General features: G+C 64.1%; 15 protein-coding genes and 1 pseudogene. 9 read left to right on the top strand and 7 right to left on the bottom strand.

The window, feature by feature from the left end; all coding sequences use genetic code 11:
- Positions 1 to 14 precede the first annotated feature (14 nt).
- From WBB14_RS09635 to WBB14_RS09625, 3 genes are all read left to right on the top strand, one after another.
- Positions 15 to 3,377: an ATP-binding protein gene (locus tag WBB14_RS09635; RefSeq protein WP_424239622.1), complete on the top strand. Its 3,363-nt coding sequence runs from the start codon at positions 15 to 17 to the stop codon at positions 3,375 to 3,377.
- A 184-nt stretch (positions 3,378 to 3,561) separates the two neighbouring features.
- Positions 3,562 to 4,008: a PaaI family thioesterase gene (locus WBB14_RS09630; protein WP_424239621.1), complete on the top strand. Its 447-nt coding sequence runs from the start codon at positions 3,562 to 3,564 to the stop codon at positions 4,006 to 4,008.
- Positions 4,008 to 5,171 carry a CaiB/BaiF CoA transferase family protein gene (locus WBB14_RS09625; RefSeq protein WP_424239620.1) on the top strand — a complete coding sequence of 388 codons (1,164 nt, stop codon included), beginning with the start codon at positions 4,008 to 4,010 and terminating at the stop codon, positions 5,169 to 5,171. Before WBB14_RS09630 ends, WBB14_RS09625 begins: the two co-directional genes overlap by 1 nt.
- Here WBB14_RS09625 and WBB14_RS09620 read toward each other — a convergent pair.
- Complete coding sequence (locus WBB14_RS09620; RefSeq protein ID WP_207467860.1) at positions 5,148 to 5,939, bottom strand: IclR family transcriptional regulator; 792 nt, start codon at positions 5,937 to 5,939, stop codon at positions 5,148 to 5,150. The genes WBB14_RS09625 and WBB14_RS09620 overlap by 24 nt on opposite strands.
- Before the next feature lie 126 nt (positions 5,940 to 6,065).
- Between WBB14_RS09620 and WBB14_RS09615 the strand changes: the two genes are divergently transcribed.
- Positions 6,066 to 7,082 (top strand): acryloyl-CoA reductase, encoded by a 1,017-nt coding sequence (locus WBB14_RS09615; RefSeq protein ID WP_424239619.1) that lies wholly within the window; start codon positions 6,066 to 6,068, stop codon positions 7,080 to 7,082.
- Positions 7,083 to 7,146: 64 nt separating this feature from the next.
- Here the strand turns inward: WBB14_RS09615 and WBB14_RS09610 are convergent, their stop codons facing one another.
- From WBB14_RS09610 to WBB14_RS09585, 6 genes are all read right to left on the bottom strand, one after another.
- Complete coding sequence (locus WBB14_RS09610; protein ID WP_424239618.1) at positions 7,147 to 8,181, bottom strand: Bug family tripartite tricarboxylate transporter substrate binding protein; 1,035 nt, start codon at positions 8,179 to 8,181, stop codon at positions 7,147 to 7,149.
- A 62-nt stretch (positions 8,182 to 8,243) separates the two neighbouring features.
- Positions 8,244 to 9,011, bottom strand: a complete 768-nt coding sequence (locus tag WBB14_RS09605) for a glucose 1-dehydrogenase (RefSeq protein WP_424239617.1) — start codon at positions 9,009 to 9,011, stop codon at positions 8,244 to 8,246.
- 14 nt (positions 9,012 to 9,025) lie between these two features.
- Complete coding sequence (locus tag WBB14_RS09600; RefSeq protein ID WP_424239616.1) at positions 9,026 to 9,505, bottom strand: MaoC family dehydratase; 480 nt, start codon at positions 9,503 to 9,505, stop codon at positions 9,026 to 9,028.
- A gap of 24 nt (positions 9,506 to 9,529) precedes the next feature.
- Positions 9,530 to 10,684, bottom strand: a complete 1,155-nt coding sequence (locus WBB14_RS09595; protein WP_424239615.1) for an acyl-CoA dehydrogenase family protein — start codon at positions 10,682 to 10,684, stop codon at positions 9,530 to 9,532.
- The gene (locus WBB14_RS09590) at positions 10,660 to 11,922 is read right to left on the bottom strand and encodes a CaiB/BaiF CoA transferase family protein (RefSeq protein ID WP_424239614.1); all 1,263 of its coding nucleotides are present in this window, start codon (positions 11,920 to 11,922) and stop codon (positions 10,660 to 10,662) included. The genes WBB14_RS09595 and WBB14_RS09590 overlap by 25 nt, the downstream gene beginning before the upstream one ends.
- 201 nt (positions 11,923 to 12,123) lie before the next feature.
- Positions 12,124 to 13,098, bottom strand: coding sequence for a Bug family tripartite tricarboxylate transporter substrate binding protein (locus WBB14_RS09585; protein ID WP_424239613.1), 975 nt, complete (start codon positions 13,096 to 13,098; stop codon positions 12,124 to 12,126).
- Between the two features lie 194 nt (positions 13,099 to 13,292).
- On the opposite strand from WBB14_RS09585, the gene WBB14_RS09580 reads away from it, so the two are divergent.
- The 5 genes and pseudogenes from WBB14_RS09580 to WBB14_RS09560 all read left to right on the top strand — a co-directional run.
- Positions 13,293 to 14,063, top strand: a complete 771-nt coding sequence (locus WBB14_RS09580; RefSeq protein ID WP_424239612.1) for an enoyl-CoA hydratase/isomerase family protein — start codon at positions 13,293 to 13,295, stop codon at positions 14,061 to 14,063.
- 48 nt (positions 14,064 to 14,111) lie between these two features.
- Positions 14,112 to 16,130 (top strand): FAD-dependent oxidoreductase, encoded by a 2,019-nt coding sequence (locus tag WBB14_RS09575; protein ID WP_424239611.1) that lies wholly within the window; start codon positions 14,112 to 14,114, stop codon positions 16,128 to 16,130.
- Between the two features lie 96 nt (positions 16,131 to 16,226).
- Positions 16,227 to 17,036, top strand: a complete 810-nt coding sequence (locus tag WBB14_RS09570) for an enoyl-CoA hydratase/isomerase family protein (protein ID WP_088143110.1) — start codon at positions 16,227 to 16,229, stop codon at positions 17,034 to 17,036.
- A 67-nt stretch (positions 17,037 to 17,103) separates the two neighbouring features.
- Entirely contained in the window at positions 17,104 to 17,553 is a 450-nt protein-coding gene (locus tag WBB14_RS09565) for a MarR family winged helix-turn-helix transcriptional regulator (RefSeq protein WP_088143109.1), read from the top strand.
- A gap of 25 nt (positions 17,554 to 17,578) precedes the next feature.
- Positions 17,579 to 17,723: pseudogene (locus WBB14_RS09560) on the top strand (electron transfer flavoprotein subunit beta/FixA family protein); the annotation flags it as partial.

Below are 17,723 nucleotides of genomic sequence, written 5' to 3'. Positions count from 1 at the left end.
GCTTACGCTACCGCATGAGTCCCTCGCGGCTCGACACCGTGACGCGCTTCCGACGCTATCAGCGCTGGCAGAGCCTGGGCGGCGGCGTGTTGATGACGGCTGCGGTGCTGCTGACCTTCGCGCTGGAAGCGAAGAGCACCGCCGAAAAAACCCTGGAACATGTGCGCCAATCCTTTGTGGCCGAGCATGCCGCGCTCATGAAGGAAATCCAAGCGCGCGAAGGGGCCTTCCGCATCGCCCTGGTCAGCGCGGAACTGATGTGGCGGGAAGCAGCGCCCGTCGACGCCGCGCAGATCCAGAAGTACCACAGCCAGGGAGAAGAGCTGCTGCTGGAATCCGATCAGAACGCGCGGTCGCTGTGGATACTGGGCTCTGGCAGCAGCCGGATCCCGAATGAAGCGATAGGCAAGTTCTTCAACCTGGCGGAGCAGATCCGCCGCATTCCCTCGCGCAGCCCCGCCATCCACGACAGCTCGCCGGCTTCATTCTTCTTCGGTATCAATGGCAGCATCGTTGGCCTCGCTCCCGCCCCCGAGGAGGCGGTCCGCCGCAGGATCCTGGCGGACCGCGACCGATACCTGGTACTGCTGACGGGCGAGGCCAGCCAGCGCATGCTGATTGCGACCGACGCAGGCACGGAAATCTGGCGCCCGCTGCGCTGGATTCCTCCCTCCTCCAGTCCGATCACCGGCAGGCAGGTGATCCGCATCGGCGGCACCATCCTGGATAAAGGCGTGCCCGTCGCCGTGCTGGTGACGGAGTACGCGCCGCTGCAGCCCGGCGCGCTGCACGCCGCAAACCGCCAGGCCGGCGATTTCGCGATCATGTCCGCCAGCGGCCAAGTCATCGCCGCCCCCCCTGCCCCGGAGTCGAGCGCCGCGCCAGGCACGGCGCGCCTCCCGGAGCCCGCTGCGCCCCCTGCCGGCAGACGCCAGGAACGAACGCACGCGGGACAGTTCTCGATTTCGGAAGGTCTGGGCCAAACAGGCTGGGTACTCGCCTTCACGCTGGACTGGAGCACCATCGTCACCGCCATCGCCTCGCAGCTGACCACGGCCGCAACCATGACGGCGGCGACGCTGGCGCTTATCTGGGCCCTGTTCCTCTATTTCGAGCTGCGCGTGGTGCGGCCATTGATGGACCGGTCCAGGCTGGCGCTGGAAAGCGAGCACCTCAACCGCACGCTCATCGAAACCGCGCCCGTCGGCCTGGGCCTGATCGATGCCGCCAGCGGCAGCCCCCTGCTGCACAGCCCGGCCATGGAAAAAATGACTGCGCGCGTGGGCGCGGGGAAGTTCAACCTGTCGGTGGAGCTGGCCGACCGCTACAGGCGACGCGCTGGCGGCAAAAGCGACGCCGACGTGATCGAGGAAGACCTCTCTTTCGTGGCCCGCGACGGCAACCCGGTCACCTTGTCGGTCAGTATGACCGGCGCCCGCTACCGCGGATCGAACGTGGTCGTGGCCGCCTTCATCGACGTGACTGAAAAATACCTGCTGTCGCAGCGTCTGCGCGAGGCCAAGGCCGCCGCCGACCGCGGCAATGCCGCCAAATCGGCCTTCCTGGCCGCGATGAGCCACGAGATCCGCACGCCGCTGCACGCCATCCTGGGGCATCTGGAGCTCTTTTCGCGATCGCGCCTGACACTGGCCCAGCGCAATCGGCTGGAGACCATACGGGCCTCGTCGGGCCTGCTGCTGGCCACCATCAGCGACGTGCTGGACTTCTCCAAGATCGAGGCCGGCGAACTCAGCCTGGAACAGACCGAGTTCGATCTGACTGAAATCGCGGCGCGCGCCTTGTCCATGTTCGCGCCCCAGGCCCAGGCCAAGGGACTGGCCCTGCTGGGTGAACTCGGTACGGAGCTGACGCAGCCCATCCAGGGAGACCCCACCCGGCTGGGCCAGGTGATCCACAACCTGCTGTCCAATGCGATCAAGTTCACGGACCAAGGCAAGGTGGTGCTGCGCTTGCGGCCCGACACCGCCACGGCCCGCATCACCATCGAGGTCGAGGACAGCGGCATCGGCATGACCGAGGAACAGACGCAGAGCATTTTCCGCGCCTTCAGCCAGGCCGACGCCACCATAGGCCGGCGCTACGGCGGCACCGGCCTGGGGTTGACCTTGTGCTGCCGGCTGGTGGACGCGATGGGCGGCGCCCTGTCGGTGCGCAGCGAGCCCGGACGCGGCAGCCTGTTCGCATTCTCCCTGCCGCTGGGCGCACGCACGGGCCCAACCGACAGGCCCTGGTTCTCTGGCGAACAGGTATTGCTGCTGGCGGCGCGCGACAGCTGCCGCCACCGCCTCGAAACAGAGTTGCGCGCCTGGGGCCTGCGAGTAGGCGCCTACAGCCGTCCGTCCGAGCTGAGCGAAGACATCCTGGAAGAAGCAACGGCTCTCATCATCTGGGGCGACAGGCAGGCCTGGCGACCGCACGACGAGGGTCGCTTGCTGGACCAGTCCTCATGGGTGATCGATTGCAGCATGCTGGGGCCCGTGACGCCGCAGGACACAGGACGCAAGCTCAGCGTGTCCATGTACGGGATGCAAGGCCTGGCCTCGGCGTTGCGGCATGCATTGCAGGACATGCCTCTGGCGGCGCCTGCCCCGGCTCCGACGCCGCTGCTGGAACACCCGGAGCGCACGCTGCGCGTGCTGGTGGCCGAGGACAACGCTGCCAACCGGGGCCTGTTCGCGGAGCAGTTCAAGCTGCTGGGTTGCGAGGTCGATCTGGCGGAGAGCGGCGCCCAGGCTTGCGCGCTGCTGGAATCGCAGCGCTATGACGTGCTGGTGAGCGATCTGGCAATGCCCGGCATGGACGGCTATGCGCTGGCGCGCCGCGCCGCCGCCGCTTGGCCGGACATGCCCGTCATTGCCGCCACCGCCTGCGTGACTGAACGTGAGCGGCAGCGCTGCGCCGAAGCGGGCATCGCACGGGTGCTGACCAAGCCCTTGCCGCTGGCCGAACTCGAACTCGCCTTGCGGGACGTATGCGGACAAGCCGCGCCCAGCTTGCGGCAGCCCGCGGCGGACCCCAGCGGCCCTCAAGCCTTGACGGGCGGGCGCGCCTTTCCGCCCGCGCTGCTGCGCACTTTCGAGCAATCCTGCGTGCAGTCCCTGGACATCATCAAGCGAGCCGCCATGGACGAGGATAGCGACAGCCTGCGCGGCGAACTGCACGCCTTGCGCGGCATGCTGGCCATCTTCCGCCTGCCTGCGCTGGCCGCGCAATGCGCCCAGCTCGATGCGCACTTGAACCAGTTGGGGGTCCTCGGATCGGCGGAGGCGGTATCGGGCATCTGCGACGACGTGCTCGCGGCCGTGAGAAGCGCCGTCGGCAAGTCCGACGACCCGCTGACCGCAGAACAGGCGTAACCGCCCCGCGCGCGCGGCGCGCTCAGGCAATGCCGGACGCCGACAAGCAAGGCTCGGGATTTCCGGCCTTGACACTCCTTTTTCTCCACCAGTATATTTATGAATGACGTTCATAATAATGAACAACCCGAACTCTGACCCAAGCGGCCGAAGACCGCTGGGCAGACCAGCCACATGAGGCCTTATGAGTCCCACCGCATTCACCGAGGCAAGCCGCATCGTCAATCGCAGTCCCTTGAACCGATGGTTGGGCATGTCCGTACTGCGAGCCGATGACGACGGCATTACGCTCGGCATCCGCTGGCGCGAGGAACTCATTTCGAACCCGGACATCCGCTCCACACATGGCGGCATACTTGCGACGCTGATCGATGCCGCCGGCGACTATGCAGTCGCCCTCAAAGTGGGCGCTCCCGTCCCCACGATCGACATGCATGTGGACTTCCACCGCATGGCCAAGCCCGGCGACTTGCGCGCCGAAGGCCAGGTAATACACCTGGGCAGACGTTTCGCGACCGCGCATGCCCGCGTGCTGGACACGGAGGGCAATCTCATCGCCAGCGGCCGCGCGCTCTACCTCGTGCCGGCGCCCGGCGGCGAGACAGCCTCGGCTAGCCAGGGAGAGGCGTGATGGGTCCGCTCAAGGGAGTCAAGATCATCGAGTTCGCGGGCATAGGCCCCTGCCCGATGACCGCAATGCTGCTCGCGGACCTGGGCGCTACCGTGCTACGCATAGACCGGCCGGAACCCCCATCGCTGGGTATCGAGCGTCCGCTCAGGTTCAACTTGCTGTTGCGCAACCGCAAAGCCATCGCCCTGGACCTCAAGAGCGCCTCGGCACGGGACCTGGTGCTGCGTCTCGTCGAAAGCGCCGACGCCTTGCTCGAGGGCTTCCGGCCCGGTGTGATGGAACGCCTGGGACTGGGACCCGACTCCTGCCTGACACGCAATCCGCGTCTGGTCTACGGCCGGATGACGGGTTGGGGCCAGACCGGTCCGCTGGCCCAGGTGGCCGGCCATGACCTCAATTACATCGGTCTGACCGGCGTGTTGCACGCCATGGGCCGCGAAGGCCAGCCGCCGACCCCGCCCCTGAATCTGGTGGGAGACTTCGGCGGCGGCGCGCTGTACCTTGCCGTGGGCGTGCTCGCCGCCATCATCGAAGCGGTCCGGTCAGGACAGGGCCAGGTCGTCGATGCCGCCATCGTGGACGGCACCGCATCGCTCGCGACCTCCCTGTTCGGCCTGCATGCGGCCGGGCTTTGGAACGACAAGCGTGGCCATAACATGCTGGATTCTGGCGCTTATTTCTATGACGTGTACGAGTGCGCCGATGGCAAGTGGATTTCCGTTGCGCCGCTGGAACGCAAGTTCCACGACAAGCTGCTTGAACTCATGGGCCTGGACCGTGAATCACTCGGCCGCCAGGCCGACCGCGACGGATGGCCGCTGGCCAGGTCCATCTTTGCCGACGCCTTCAGGAAGAAGACGCAGGCGCAGTGGTGTGAACTGCTCGGCACGACGGACGTATGCGTCGCGCCGGTGCTATCGCTGGAGCAAGCCGCCGAGCACCCTCATATGCGGGAGCGGGAAGTCTTGATCGAAGTCGACGGCGTCATGCAGCCGGCGCCTGCCCCGCGCTTCTCGCGCACGCCCCCCGGAAAGCCGACGCCACCCGCGGCCGCCAGCGCCACCACGATGGAAGCGGCGCTGGCGGGATGGTTATCGCCCGCCGAACAGACACAATGGCACAGTCAGCTGGCGGGGGCCTCAGTTGCCGGGCATATGCCGTAAGGTTGCCGAAGCATCCGCGGCCACTTCCTGCAGCAACTGCCGCAACGCGGGCAGCGACTGCACGAAACGGTCGCTGGGCGCCGCAATCATCAGGGCGTAGCTGGCCGTGCCGTCAGCCTTGACGATCGGCGCCGCGATGCCGGACGCTCCTGCAACCGCTTCACCCATGCTCACCGCAATCCCCGAAGCACGTATTTCCTGCAGCTGCGACTCGAAAGCCTCCTTGTCCGGCAAAGGCTTGCCAGTCATGGACTTGAGTTTTGCGGTCTTGAGGTATTTCTTTTGCCAAGCCTGGTCCTGAAACGCGAACAGCAGCTTGCCCGCGGCCGACACGTGCAACGGCCGTTTCGTGCCGATCGGCACCGAGTACCGGACCGGTTGCTTGCTGTCGATGCCATCGATATAGGTAACCGTCTTCGCTTCCTTGTCGATCAGCGCCAAGAACACGCTTTCCTCGCAACGCGCCGCCAGTTCCTCAACATAGGGCCGCAGGATCTTGGTGACACCCGCGCTGGCCAGTACCTCGGCCGACAACTGGAAAATGGATGGCCCCAACTCGTAGCGCCCGGCCGCATGCATCAGGTACTTATGGGCGACCAAAGGCCGCAACAGCAACAGCAGGCTGCTCTTGGGCGCCTCGAGTTCGCTGCTCAGTTCCGCGAGCGTGGCGCCACCTGCGCCGCGCGCCAGCACCTCGAAGATGCCGAGAATCCGCAGCAGGGAGCGTGGCTCGGAAGTAGCGGGACTCGTTTCGGATCGGGTTTTCATGAATGGGTCGGATCTGCCTGGAGCACTGTATGTGCACTGCGTTCATATTCTCGAATGATACCTGTAAACAAGGCGCCGCTTGAAGCGGCGCAACGATGGAAAAGCAGCAAGAACAAGGAGATCTCAATGCAACCAGCACCCAAGGACGGCACGCCAGGCTACGACGCATTCCACGCGTATCAGATCCGGCGCGACGGCCCAATAACCTCTGGCCTCGCGCGCCTGACCCTGGCCGATCTATCGCCGGGGGATGTGGTCATACGCACGGCGTACGCCGGTGTCAATTACAAGGATGCGCTGGCGACGACAGAGCATGGCAATGTCGTCCGGAAGTTCCCCCGCGTCGCAGGCAGTGACGCCTCGGGATGGATCGCGGCATCCGGCGACCGCAGGTTCCGGGAAGGCGATGAAGTTGCCGTGCTTGGACGGGGCTTCGGCGTGGACCACGACGGTGGATTCTCGGAGTACTTGCGCGTACCAGCAGACTGGGTCATCAAGCTGCCCCGCGGGCTCGCTTTGCGCGACGCCGCCACGCTCGGGATCGCCGGCTATACGGCCGCCCTCGCCGTCCATCTGCTACAGGAGGCCCGCTGCCGGCCCGAAAGGGGCGAAATCCTCGTCAACGGAGCGACCGGCGCAGTCTCAGGCATGGCCATCGAAATGCTGTCGCGATTGCAGTATCGGGTCGCGGCGGTCAGCTCCAAGCCTGACCACGCCGCCTATCTGCAAGCCCTGGGGGCTCAGGTCGTTCTTGGCACCACCGATCTGGCCGACCAAGGCAGGCCGCTGGAACCGGCCCGCTGGGCTGCGGGGCTGGATGCGCTGGGAGGCAAGCCGCTGGACCTGATGCTCAGGTCCACCATGCCGCGGGGATGCGTGGCCAGTTTCGGCAATGTGGCCGGCAATGAACTGTCCACCAGCGTACTGCCCTTCATCCTGCGCGGCGTACGCCTCATCGGCGTCAACCTGACCTACTACCTGGATCTGGAAGCCGAGCTTTGGGACCGCCTCGCTGGCGACCTCCGACCGCAGCACACGCTGGAACAAGTGAAAACCATAACGCTCGATGAGCTTGCCCAACAACTTCAGCGCATGCTGGATGGTCGATCCTGGGGTCGGACCATCGTGGAATTTCCGGCCTGACATCCGGTAAACATCGGGGGCCGCAACGAACTATGCGTTGCGGCCCGCTGCAATTGGCCTGGCGTCAATCCAGCGTTACGCCCGCCTTCTTGATGACCTTGGCCAAGGCGTCAATCTCCTTGTTCAGGAACGCGCCATACTCCTGAGGCGTGGACGACGAGGCCTGTGCGCTCTGGTTGGCGAAATACGCCTGCACTTCCTTGTCCGCCAAGGCCTTTTCAATTGCGCCATTGAGTTTGACGACGATAGCCGGCGGCGTTGCCGCTGGCGCCATCACCCCGGACCATGCCGACATCTCCAGGCCTTTGGCCACCGTTGCATCCAGCGTGGGCACACCCGGCAGGGTATCCAGCGGCGCCTTCGTCGCAACCGCCAGCGCCTTCAGGCGTCCCGACTTGACTGCCGGAATGGCGCCCGCCGACGTCGCGAAGTAATAATCAACCATGCCGGCCATCAGGTCGACCAGCGCGGGCGCCTCGCCCTTGTAAGGGATATGCATGCCCTTGATGCCAACGGCATCCTCGAACGACAGCGCGGCCAGATGAGTCACGTTGCCGTTGCCCGCCGACGCGTAGTTGAGCTTGCCGGGATTCGCCTTGGCGTAGGCCACCAGTTCCTCCACGGTCTTGAATGGCGACTTTGCCGGCACCACCAGCACGATCGGCAGGCTGGCCGTGAGCGCGACTGGCACGAGGTCCTTGCTCACGTCGTAGGACAGCCGTTTACTGTAAAGCGCGGGACTCGACGCGATGGATGAGGTGTTGTACAGCAGGGTATAGCCGTCGCCCGCCGCCCGGCTGACTTCCTCGGCCGCAATGTTGCCGTTGGCGCCGGGCTTATTGTCGATCAACACGTTCGCACCCAGCGTGCCGGCCATGTGTTTCGCCAACGCACGCGCGATCGCGTCGGTGCCCCCGCCGGCGGAGAAACCCAGGACGACCTTGATGGGTTTGGAAGGATAATTTTCCTGGGCAATGGCGTCGGGCGCCGCCACGCCCGCCACGATCGCCAGAACGACCGAGCCCGTGACGCCGGCCAGCCATGCGTATCCGCGACGGCCGCCGGCGGCCGCCCTGCGGTATTGCTTGCAGTGAATCATGCTTGTCTCCTGTTCCTGCCTTTCGGCCACGGGCGCTGCGCGCCCTGTTTTGCTGGCGGAATCTAGCCCGCCATGGTCAATCCACCCGACACCGAGACAACCTGGCCGGTGATGAATGCTGCGTCGTCCGACGCCATGAAACACACCATGCCAACCACATCGCCGGGCTGGCCCAGCCGGCCGAACGGGATGGCTTTCTCCAGCGCGGTGCGCAGCTTGATGCCGCTTTCGCCTTCACCGGCGAAATCGCGGAAGAGCGGAGTGTCGGTCGGACCGGGGCAGACCACATTGACGTTGATCTGCTTGCGAGCGACCTCGCGCGCCATGGTCTTGGTGAACGCAATGATCCCGCCTTTGCAGGCCGAATACACCGATTCTCCGGAAGAACCGACGCGGCCTGCATCGGACGCGATGTTGACGACGCGTCCCTTGCCGCGGGCGACCATGCCCTTGAGCACCGCGTGATGCAGGTTGATGGGACCTTTCAGATTGATGTTGATGATCTTGTCCCACAGTTCCGGATCCGTATCGAGGAACCGCGCGGCATGGTCCCAGCCCGCATTGTTGACCAGCACATCGACCGGGCCCTGCTCGCCCTCGACTCGAGCGACTGCGGCGACGATCCCAGCGTAGTCGGTGATGTCCACGCGATACGCGGATGCCTGGCCGCCCTGCTCCCGGATGCGCGCGGCGACCTGCCCCGCCCCTTCGGCGTTCAGGTCGAATATGACGACCTTGGCGCCTTCCTCGGCAAAACGTTCGCACAGCGCGGCGCCGATGCCGCCGCTACCGCCCGTGACGATTACAACCTTTTCTTTCAGGCCTTTCATGGCTTGTCTCCTGGCTAGTTTTGGTTACGGCACTTGATCATGCGCAGAGGGGTGTACGTCATCACGACCGTGCCGTCCTGCTTGACCACTCTGTTGAAGGTACGCACTAGGCCTCGCCCAGGGCGGCTATTTGACAGACGCGCTTCTATCACCTCGCACTCGACGTGGATGGTGTCGCCGACGAAAGCCGGACCTTTGATATCCAGTTCCATGTTCAGAAAGGCGTAGCCCGTCTTCTGCATGGTCGATTGAGTCAACAACCCTTCCGAGATGCCATACACGAACGATCCAGGCGCGAAGCGGCCCTTGATGTCGGATTCGTTCTTGACGAATTCCATGTCGGTGAACAGCACCTCGGTCATATGTATGCAGTTGATGAAGGCGCATACGTCCGCGTCCTGGATAGTGCGCCCCAGCGTCTTGAACTTGCGTCCGATCGGCAGGTCTTCGAAGTACATGCCCAGGCCTACGGTTTCGATTTCTTCGTGGTTCATCGCGGTCTCCTTGTGTGTGTGTTTTTACTTGCGGGCCGGACGGCCCAAAAGACTGTTCGAAATGATGTTGCGTTGGATCTGGTTGGTTCCCTCGATGATCTGCAGCACCTTGGCATCCCTGAAATAGCGGTTGATCGGATACTCGGACGAGATTCCCGCCGCACCGAACAGCTGCACGGCATCGGTCGCGACCTTCATGGCCGTGTCGCTGGCAAAGCACTTCGCCATCGCCGCCACCGGGGCCAGGGCCGCCGCCGGCGCGCCGCCATCCACCAGCGAGGCAGCGCGGTAAACCAATTGGCGCGCGGCTTCGGTCTGCATCGCCATATCGGCCAGCATCCAGCGCACGCCTTGGAATTCACTGACTTGTTGGCCGAACGCCGTCCGGTTGGTAACGAATTCGATTGCATGGTCCAGTGCGCCCTGGGCCAGGCCGACGCCGCGCGCCCCGATCAGCGGACGGCTGGCGTTGAACGCCTCCATTACCGCCCTGAATCCACCGCCCAGCATGTTCGTGTCAGGCACAAACACGTTGTCGAGAAACAGGGGGCAGGACGGCACGCCGCGCGCGCCCATCTTTTCTTCCTTGCGCCCGACTTGCAGGCCAGGCATATCTTTCTCGACGATGAACAGGCTGATTCCGTCTTTGCCATCTTCGCGGTACTTTGCCGCCACCAGGATGAAGTCCGCGATATCCGAATTGGTGCACCAGATCTTGGCGCCATTCAGCAGGAAGCCGCCGTCGACTTTCTCGGCGCGGGTCTTGATGCCGCTGACGTCCGAGCCGCTCTGGGCCTCGGTAGTGGAGAAGGCGCCGCGCAAGTCGCCGCTGGCCAGGCCGGGCAACAGCCGCGTCTTCTGCTCCTCGGTGCCGCCGTGCAGGATCGCGCCGAACGGTACCCATTGGACCAGCAACAGGTACGCCGTGTTGTAGCAAACGCGGCCAAACTCTTCGATTGCCAGACATGCCGACAACATGCTGCCCGCCCCGCCATACTGCTCAGGGAAAGGCAGAGTAAAAAGGCCCAGTTCCTTGAGCAAGGCGTACATGTCATGGGGATACTCGGCCGTGCTGTCGATCTCGTTGGCTCGCGGCGCAACCTTTTCTCGCGCCACGCGCCTGATGAGATCCTGTATCTGCAGCTGGTCGTCGTTCAAAGCGTATTGGCTGTTGTGCATGGGGTGTTCCTGATCTCTATGATTCGTGTTGTTTGCAGCGCCTCGATGTCGGCGTCGGACTTGTTGAGCAGCGAGGCCAGCACCTCGGCGGTGTGTTGTCCGCGCAATGGAGGGGGATAGCGGTACTCCACTGGCGTGCCGGACAAACGGATCGGATTGGCGACCATGCCCACCGTCGTGCCCCCCGGGTGAGGCATGTCCACGCGCAGGCCGCGATGTATTACCTGCGGATGCTCGAATACCTGTGCATAGTTGTTGATGGAACCGTTCGGGACTTCAGAGTTGGCGAGCAGGCCCAGCCAATGCCTGGACGGCCGCGTCCTGAACACTTCTTCCAAGGCGCCCACCAAGGCGGCGCGGTTGACGTTGCGGCCGGGCATGTCCCCGAAGCGCGGATCGCTGAGCATTTCAGGCATGCCGATCAGTTCGCACAATCTGCGAAACTGGCCGTCATTGCCGCAGCCGATGATGATGTGCCCGTCTGCCGTGGGAAAGGTTTGGTAAGGCGCGAGGTTGGGATGCTCGTTGCCCCAGCGGCGCGGAATCGCCCCGCTGGCGAAATAGCTGGCGATCTGGTTGGCCCCGAAATTGACGACCGTATCCAGCAACGCCACGTCGATATGTTGACCTGCGTCGGTCGCGTGCCGGCTCTCGATGGCCGAAAGTATGCCTATGGTGGCGTTCAAACCGGTCAGCACGTCGGCGACGGCAATGGCCGATTTCATCGGACCGCCACCGGGCTTGTCGTCGCGCTCGCCGGTGATACTCATCAGCCCGCCTTCGCCCTGAAAAATGAAGTCGTAGCCTGGTAGGTGCGCGCACGGCCCGTCCTGCCCATAGCCTGTAATGGAGCAATAGACCAAGCGCGGATTCACTTCGCGCAAGTGGGCGTACGACAGACCGTACCGGGCCAGGTCCCCGACCTTGTAGTTTTCCACCAGCACGTCGCACTGGCGCGCGAGTTCACGCACCAGTTCCTGCCCCTGCGGGGTCGAGATGTCGATCGCGACGGAGCGCTTGTTGCGGTTGGCGGACGTGAAGTAGGCCGAATCGCCCACGCGCTCGCCGTCATCATTCTCGATCCAGGGCGGCCCCCAATGCCGGGTGTCGTCGCCCAGCACCGGCCGCTCCACCTTGATGACGTCAGCCCCCAGGTCGGCCAGCATCTGCGTGCACCAAGGCCCGGCCAGCACACGGGTCAAGTCCAGCACGCGCAAGTGAGAAAGAGATCCAGCCATATGCCTAGCCTCAGGTATGAAATCGTTCATATTTATGAATAGCGTTTATTATTTTATATTCCACCATGCTGATGGACAATGAAATTTTGGTTCTTTTTTGCCCATATACATCAATATCATGATACATATGGGCGTATTGCAGCGTTGAAACGGCAAGAACTGTGAATGATTTCCTTCAGCCCAGCCGACGGGCGCGTAGCATTAGTCCAGCTTGATGCCCGAGGTTTGCACCACGTTTTTCCAACGCTCGATTTCGGTTTGCAGGAAGCTCTGGAACTCCTGCGGCGAGGTCGCCTTGGGCACAGCCCCCTGCGCCGCCAATTGGGCGGTCACCTTCGGGTCGCTCAACGCTCTCACGTAGGCCTGGTTCAAGCGGGCTATGACTTCCGGCGGCGTTCCCGCAGGCGCCATCAAGGCTTGCCATGCGCCCATCTGGAAACCGGGCAGGATCGCCTCCGAGGCCGTGGGCACATCGGGCAGCAGGTGCGACCTGTCCTTGCCGGTCACAACCAGCGCCTTGACCCGTCCGTCCCGGACATAGGGATAGGCCGAATTGATGGGGTCCGCAAACAAGTCGAGACGCCCCGCAATGAAATCGGGGAATGCCCCCGCACCGCCCTTGTACGGAATGTGCGTAGCCTCGATTCCGGCCGCCTGCAGCAGCACGAACATGGCCAGATGCGTCAGGTTGCCGGTGCCTGACGAGCCGTAGTTCAGCTTGCCAGGGTGCTTCTGCGCATAGGCCTTCAGTTCCTGCACGTTCGCCACGCCCAGGGGATTGCTTGCCATGATCAGCAAAGGCTGGTCGATCAGCAGGGAAACCGGGGCCAGATTCTTGTCCAGCTTGTATGAGACTTTTTGGCCGAATGCCGCCGTGAAGCCCAGCGCGGATGTGCTGTGCAGGAGCGTGTAGCCGTCGGGCGCGGCCTGGGCCACGGCTTCGGCGCCGATATTGCCATTGGCGCCCGGACGATTCTCCACCACCACGGGCACGCCCAGCTCGCTGGACACCTGGGCGGCCAGCAGGCGTGCAACCTGGTCGGTGGCGCCACCCGGCGCGAACGGCACGATTACCCGGATGGGCTTGGCGGGAAAGGCCGGCTGGGCGCCGGCCGCACCGGCACCAAGGACCAGACTGCTGGCGAGTGCGGCCGCCAGTGTGCGCAACAGTTTCATGGATGTCTCCTCTGCATGCCGGCTCCCGGACGGGGCGTATCCCCGTCCGCTGCCATGCGGCTTTTCTTTCGTTCATTTATATGAACGATGTTCATAATTATATGTTTGCGATTGCGCCAAAGGCAAATTTTTCCTTTACAAGCGTTCCGCACTTGAATCATGATGTTGATATAAATTCAGAACCGGAGACGAGCATGACCGTTGTGACGGAATTTCGCGATCAGGTGGCCGTGATCGAGCTGAACCGCCCGCAGGCCCTCAATGCGCTGAACGAGCAGATGCTCGCCGACCTGCGCACAGCGATGGACGACGCGGAGGCTTCCGGCTGCCGCGCCATGGTGTTTACCGGCGCGGGCGACAAGGCGCTGTGCGCTGGCGCGGACATTGCGCAACTCCAGGCCCGCGCACCCGCTACGCATCGCGCGAACATCGGCCAGGCTCAGGCCCTCTTCAATCGCATCCAGCAATCAGCCCTGCCCAGCGTGGCAGTCATACATGGATTCGCGTTCGGCGGCGGCCTGGAACTGGCGCTCGCCTGCACCTTCCGCATCGCCACGGCCAAGGCCAGGATGGCATTGCCCGAGGTCAAGCTGGGCCTCATTCCCGGCTACGGCGGCACCCAACGCCTGCCGCGTCTGATAGGCGAGGCCCGTGCGGCGGAATTGGTTCTCTCCGGCCGGGCCATCGACGCCGAGGAGGCCCTGCTCATCGGCCTGGTCAACCGCATCGTGGACGGCGGCGACCCGGCGGACCTGGGACGCGCCTTCCTGGAGCCCATGATCAGACACAGCAAGGTCGCGACCTCCATGGCACGCGAAGCCATGCGCCGCGGCCTGGACGGCGCGCTGGCGCCTGGGCTGGCCATGGAAGCCGACATGTTCGCGCTTTGCGTGCAGTCGCACGACGCGGCCGAAGGCATGGCCGCCTTCCTGGCCAAGCGGCCTGCCGCGTTCACTGATAACTGAAACAGGTCCATTCCCCCCACCGCAGCCTTACGCAAATCCGGGTAAATCATGCACACCTACCCCAATCTGCTCGAACCCTATGACTTCGGCTTTCTCACCTTGCGCAACCGTATGGTCATGGGCGCCATGCACACCCGCATCGAGACCCTGGATCAGCCATTGGCGCGACAGGTGCAGTTCTTCCGCGAACGCGCGCGCGGCGAAGTCGGCCTGATCCTCACCGGGGGATACGCGCCGAACCTGGCGGGCCGAATGGAGGAAGACGCGCCTGTTCTGGAGCGCCCGGAACAGCTGGCGCCACATCTGGCCGTCACGCGCGCCGTGCACGAGGAAGGCGGCAGAATCGTATTGCAGATCCTGCATGCAGGACGCTATGCCAAGCACCCTTTGTGCGTCGGCCCCACGGAGCTGCGCGCCCCCATCAATCGCCATGCGCCTCGCGCGTTGACGCCGGAAGGCATTGCTCAGACGGTGCAGGCGATAGCCCATACCGCCCGACTCGCCCAGGAGGCGGGCTACGACGGCGTGGAAATCATGGGCTCCGAGGGCTATCTGCTCAACGAGTTCACGAGCCCATGCACCAATCTCCGCAGCGACGCCTATGGCGGCGGCTTCGAGAACCGCATCCGCTTTCCCATGGAGACCGTAGCGGCCGTGCGCGCCGCCGTCGGCGCACGCTTCCTGCTCGTCTACCGGATCTCGGCCATAGATCTGGTGCAAGACGGGCTTACAGGCGCCGAGACCGCGCAACTTGCGCAGCGCCTGCAGCAAGCCGGCGTCGACATGCTAAATACTGGCGTCGGTTGGCACGAATCGGCCATTCCCACAATTGCGGCGTCCGTCCCGCGAGCCGCCTGGGAATTCGCCGTCCACAACATCAAGCGCGCTGTTTCCATTCCCGTCATCGCCTCCAACCGCATCAGCACGCCCGAAGTCGGCGAGCGCCTGCTGGCTGGCGGCGCCGCCGACTTCGTGTCAATGGCAAGGCCTCTGCTTGCCGACCCCGAATTCGCCGCCAAGACGCGCAAGGGCCGCGCCGATCTCATCAATAGCTGTATCGCCTGCAACCAGGCTTGCTTGGACCATATCTTCACCGAGCGCGCGGCATCGTGTCTGGTCAATCCCCGCGCCGGGCGCGAACTGGACTACCCGACGGGCCGAGCCGCGACGCCGCGCCACATCGCCGTGGCAGGCGGCGGCGCCGCCGGCATGGCCTTCGCCGTCTACGCCGCCGAACGTGGCCACAAGGTTGCGCTGTACGAGGCGGGACCGGACCTGGGCGGCTTGCTGAACTTGGCCCGCCGGGTACCTGGAAAAAGCGAATTCAACGAAACGCTGCGGTACTTCCAGGTGAGGCTCGCAGAACTCGGCGTCACCGTCGCGCTGGGCCGCCGGGTCACCGCGACGCAATTGCAGGCGGGAGGCTACGACGCCGTCGTCGTAGCCACGGGCGTGACGCCGCGCCTACCCGACATAGACGGCATCGACCATCCGAAGGTCGTGCTCTACGATGAAGTCCTGTCGGGACGCCGCCGCGTCGGCGCTCGCGTGGCCCTCATCGGCGCCGGAGGGATTGCCTTCGATACCGCCGAATTCCTCGTAGGCGACACCGAGGAATCGGTGTCGCCCGAACAGTTCGGGCAGCACTGGGGTATCGACGCGTCCCTGCAAAACCCCGGCGGCGTGAAAGACATCTTGCCCCGCGCTCCGCGGCGCGTCATCCACATGCTGCAGCGCAGCCCGGAAAAGCCGGGCGCGCGCCTGGGCAAAAGCACCGGCTGGATCCTCAAGACCCGCCTGAAACGCGCCGGCGTTCAAATGATTTCCGGCGCCACCTATCACCGCATCGACGACACGGGCCTGACCTACTCCTGCCATGGCGCCATGGAAACGCTTCCGGTGGACGATGTCATCGTATGCGCGGGCCAGATTGCACAGGACGAACTGAGCCGGGCCCTGGCCGGCTCCGGCATGCGCGTGGAAACCATAGGAGGTGCGCGACTCGCGACTGAACTCGATGCCGCGCGCGCCATCGAAGAGGCGCTGCGGCTGGCCCATGCCTTCTGACCGAGATCTCGCTGTTCGCGGGAACCACTCCCGCCACGACTCCGCCGCCGGATATCGCCGCGGCTTCTTATCTCCTCATCACAGGAATCGCTGACCATGAACGACCGCTATGCCTCCTACACCCGGCTCAAGTTCGACCGGCCGCACCCCCGCGTACTGCGCATCACCCTGGCCTCGCCGCTCAAGATGGGCGCAATGGACGCAGCCATGCATCGCGAGGTTTCCCAGATCTGGCGGGACGTGGATGCCGACCCCACGGTCTCGGCCATTCTGCTGACCGGGGAAGGCCGGACCTTCTCGGCCGGCGGCGACCTCAATCACGAACGCCATGGCGCCGACGACTACGACACCCGCATGCAAACGATGAAGGAAGCTCGAGACATCGTCTACGGCATGATCAACTGCTCCAAGCCCATCGTCAGTGCAGCGCGCGGCTGGGCTGTCGGCGCAGGCCTCGCATGCGTGGTCCTCGCCGACATTTCCATCGCATCCAAGGACGCCCGCTTCTCCGATGGACACATGAAAATCGGCGTGGCCGCCGGCGACCACGCCACCATCATCTGGCCGCTGCTGTGCGGCATGGCCAAGGCAAAATATTATCTGCTCACCGCGGACAGCTTCACGGGCGAGGAAGCCGAGCGCATGAATCTCATCTCTCTTGCACTGGACGACTCGGAGGTCGAAGCCAAAGCCGTCGAGCTCGCGTCCCGGCTGGCCGATGGCGCGCCTGGCGCCATCCGCTGGACCAAGCACGCGCTGAACAACTGGCTGCGGCAAGCCGGTCCGATCTTCGATGCGTCGCTGGCGATGGAGTTCATCGGCATGGCCAGCCCGGAAGGCAAGGAGGGCATGGATGCCTTCCTGCAAAAGCGGCCGGCCCGATTCCCGGTCGAAACCCCCTTCTAGCAAGCGTGCTCCGCAAGGCCATGAGGTAATCTCGCATCCATTCATCTGTTGCAAGGGCGACAACATCGTGGCAAACAAATCAGGCGCCGAGATCCACAATCGGTTGTTCTTCCGTCTGTTCCAACTGGGCAACTCCCTGCAACGCCAAGCGAGCAACGAACTCGGCATCAGCACCGTGCAGTGGGCCGTGCTGGGCGCGCTGACTCGGCCCCAGGCGGCAGACGGCATGACCTTCGGCGAACTGGCCGACTATCTCGTGGTCAGCCGGCAAAGCCTGGACGGCGTGCTCAAACGCCTGGAACGCGAAGGCCATGTGCGCCGGGTTCCCGACAAGAATGACCGGCGCGCGCGCGTCGTCATTCTGCTGCCAGCCGGCCAGCGCTTCTGGGACGAGATCCAGCCCAACATCTACGAGTTTTACCGGCAAGCAATGAAGAGCTTTCAATTCGACGATAGCGTGACCTTCCTGCATTTCCTAAATCGGCTGCAGCACGACATCGCCGAGGTGGAACTCTGACGCCTGCCTATCGCATAGGAAACCCATGAAAATACTGGTACCCGTCAAGCGCGTCGTTGACTACAACGTCAAGGTGCGCGTCAAGTCTGATCAAACCGGCGTGGATATCGCCAATGTGAAGATGTCCATGAACCCCTTCGACGAGATTGCCGTCGAGGAAGCGACCCGCC

Origin of the sequence: Achromobacter sp. (genome assembly GCF_049647645.1) — a bacterium.
In the GTDB taxonomy this organism is placed as follows: Bacteria; Pseudomonadota; Gammaproteobacteria; order Burkholderiales; family Burkholderiaceae_B; genus Achromobacter.
The sequence above is the reverse complement of the archived record's forward strand: the minus strand, read 5'-3'. Positions and strand labels throughout refer to the sequence as shown.

Bases quoted from the DNA above. Each gene is read 5' to 3' on its own strand.
- WBB14_RS09600 (WP_424239616.1), bottom strand. From the start codon at position 9,505: ATGAACCACGAAGAAATCGAAACCGTAGGCCTGGGCATGTACTTCGAA.
- WBB14_RS09585 (WP_424239613.1), bottom strand. From the start codon at position 13,098: ATGAAACTGTTGCGCACACTGGCGGCCGCACTCGCCAGCAGTCTGGTC.
- WBB14_RS09575 (WP_424239611.1), top strand. From the start codon at position 14,112: ATGCACACCTACCCCAATCTGCTCGAACCCTATGACTTCGGCTTTCTC.
- WBB14_RS09630 (WP_424239621.1), top strand. From the start codon at position 3,562: ATGAGTCCCACCGCATTCACCGAGGCAAGCCGCATCGTCAATCGCAGT.
- WBB14_RS09625 (WP_424239620.1), top strand. From the start codon at position 4,008: ATGGGTCCGCTCAAGGGAGTCAAGATCATCGAGTTCGCGGGCATAGGC.
- WBB14_RS09610 (WP_424239618.1), bottom strand. From the start codon at position 8,181: ATGATTCACTGCAAGCAATACCGCAGGGCGGCCGCCGGCGGCCGTCGC.
- WBB14_RS09620 (WP_207467860.1), bottom strand. From the start codon at position 5,939: ATGAAAACCCGATCCGAAACGAGTCCCGCTACTTCCGAGCCACGCTCC.
- WBB14_RS09570 (WP_088143110.1), top strand. From the start codon at position 16,227: ATGAACGACCGCTATGCCTCCTACACCCGGCTCAAGTTCGACCGGCCG.
- WBB14_RS09635 (WP_424239622.1), top strand. From the start codon at position 15: ATGAGTCCCTCGCGGCTCGACACCGTGACGCGCTTCCGACGCTATCAG.
- WBB14_RS09605 (WP_424239617.1), bottom strand. From the start codon at position 9,011: ATGAAAGGCCTGAAAGAAAAGGTTGTAATCGTCACGGGCGGTAGCGGC.
- WBB14_RS09595 (WP_424239615.1), bottom strand. From the start codon at position 10,684: ATGCACAACAGCCAATACGCTTTGAACGACGACCAGCTGCAGATACAG.
- WBB14_RS09580 (WP_424239612.1), top strand. From the start codon at position 13,293: ATGACCGTTGTGACGGAATTTCGCGATCAGGTGGCCGTGATCGAGCTG.
- WBB14_RS09590 (WP_424239614.1), bottom strand. From the start codon at position 11,922: ATGGCTGGATCTCTTTCTCACTTGCGCGTGCTGGACTTGACCCGTGTG.
- WBB14_RS09615 (WP_424239619.1), top strand. From the start codon at position 6,066: ATGCAACCAGCACCCAAGGACGGCACGCCAGGCTACGACGCATTCCAC.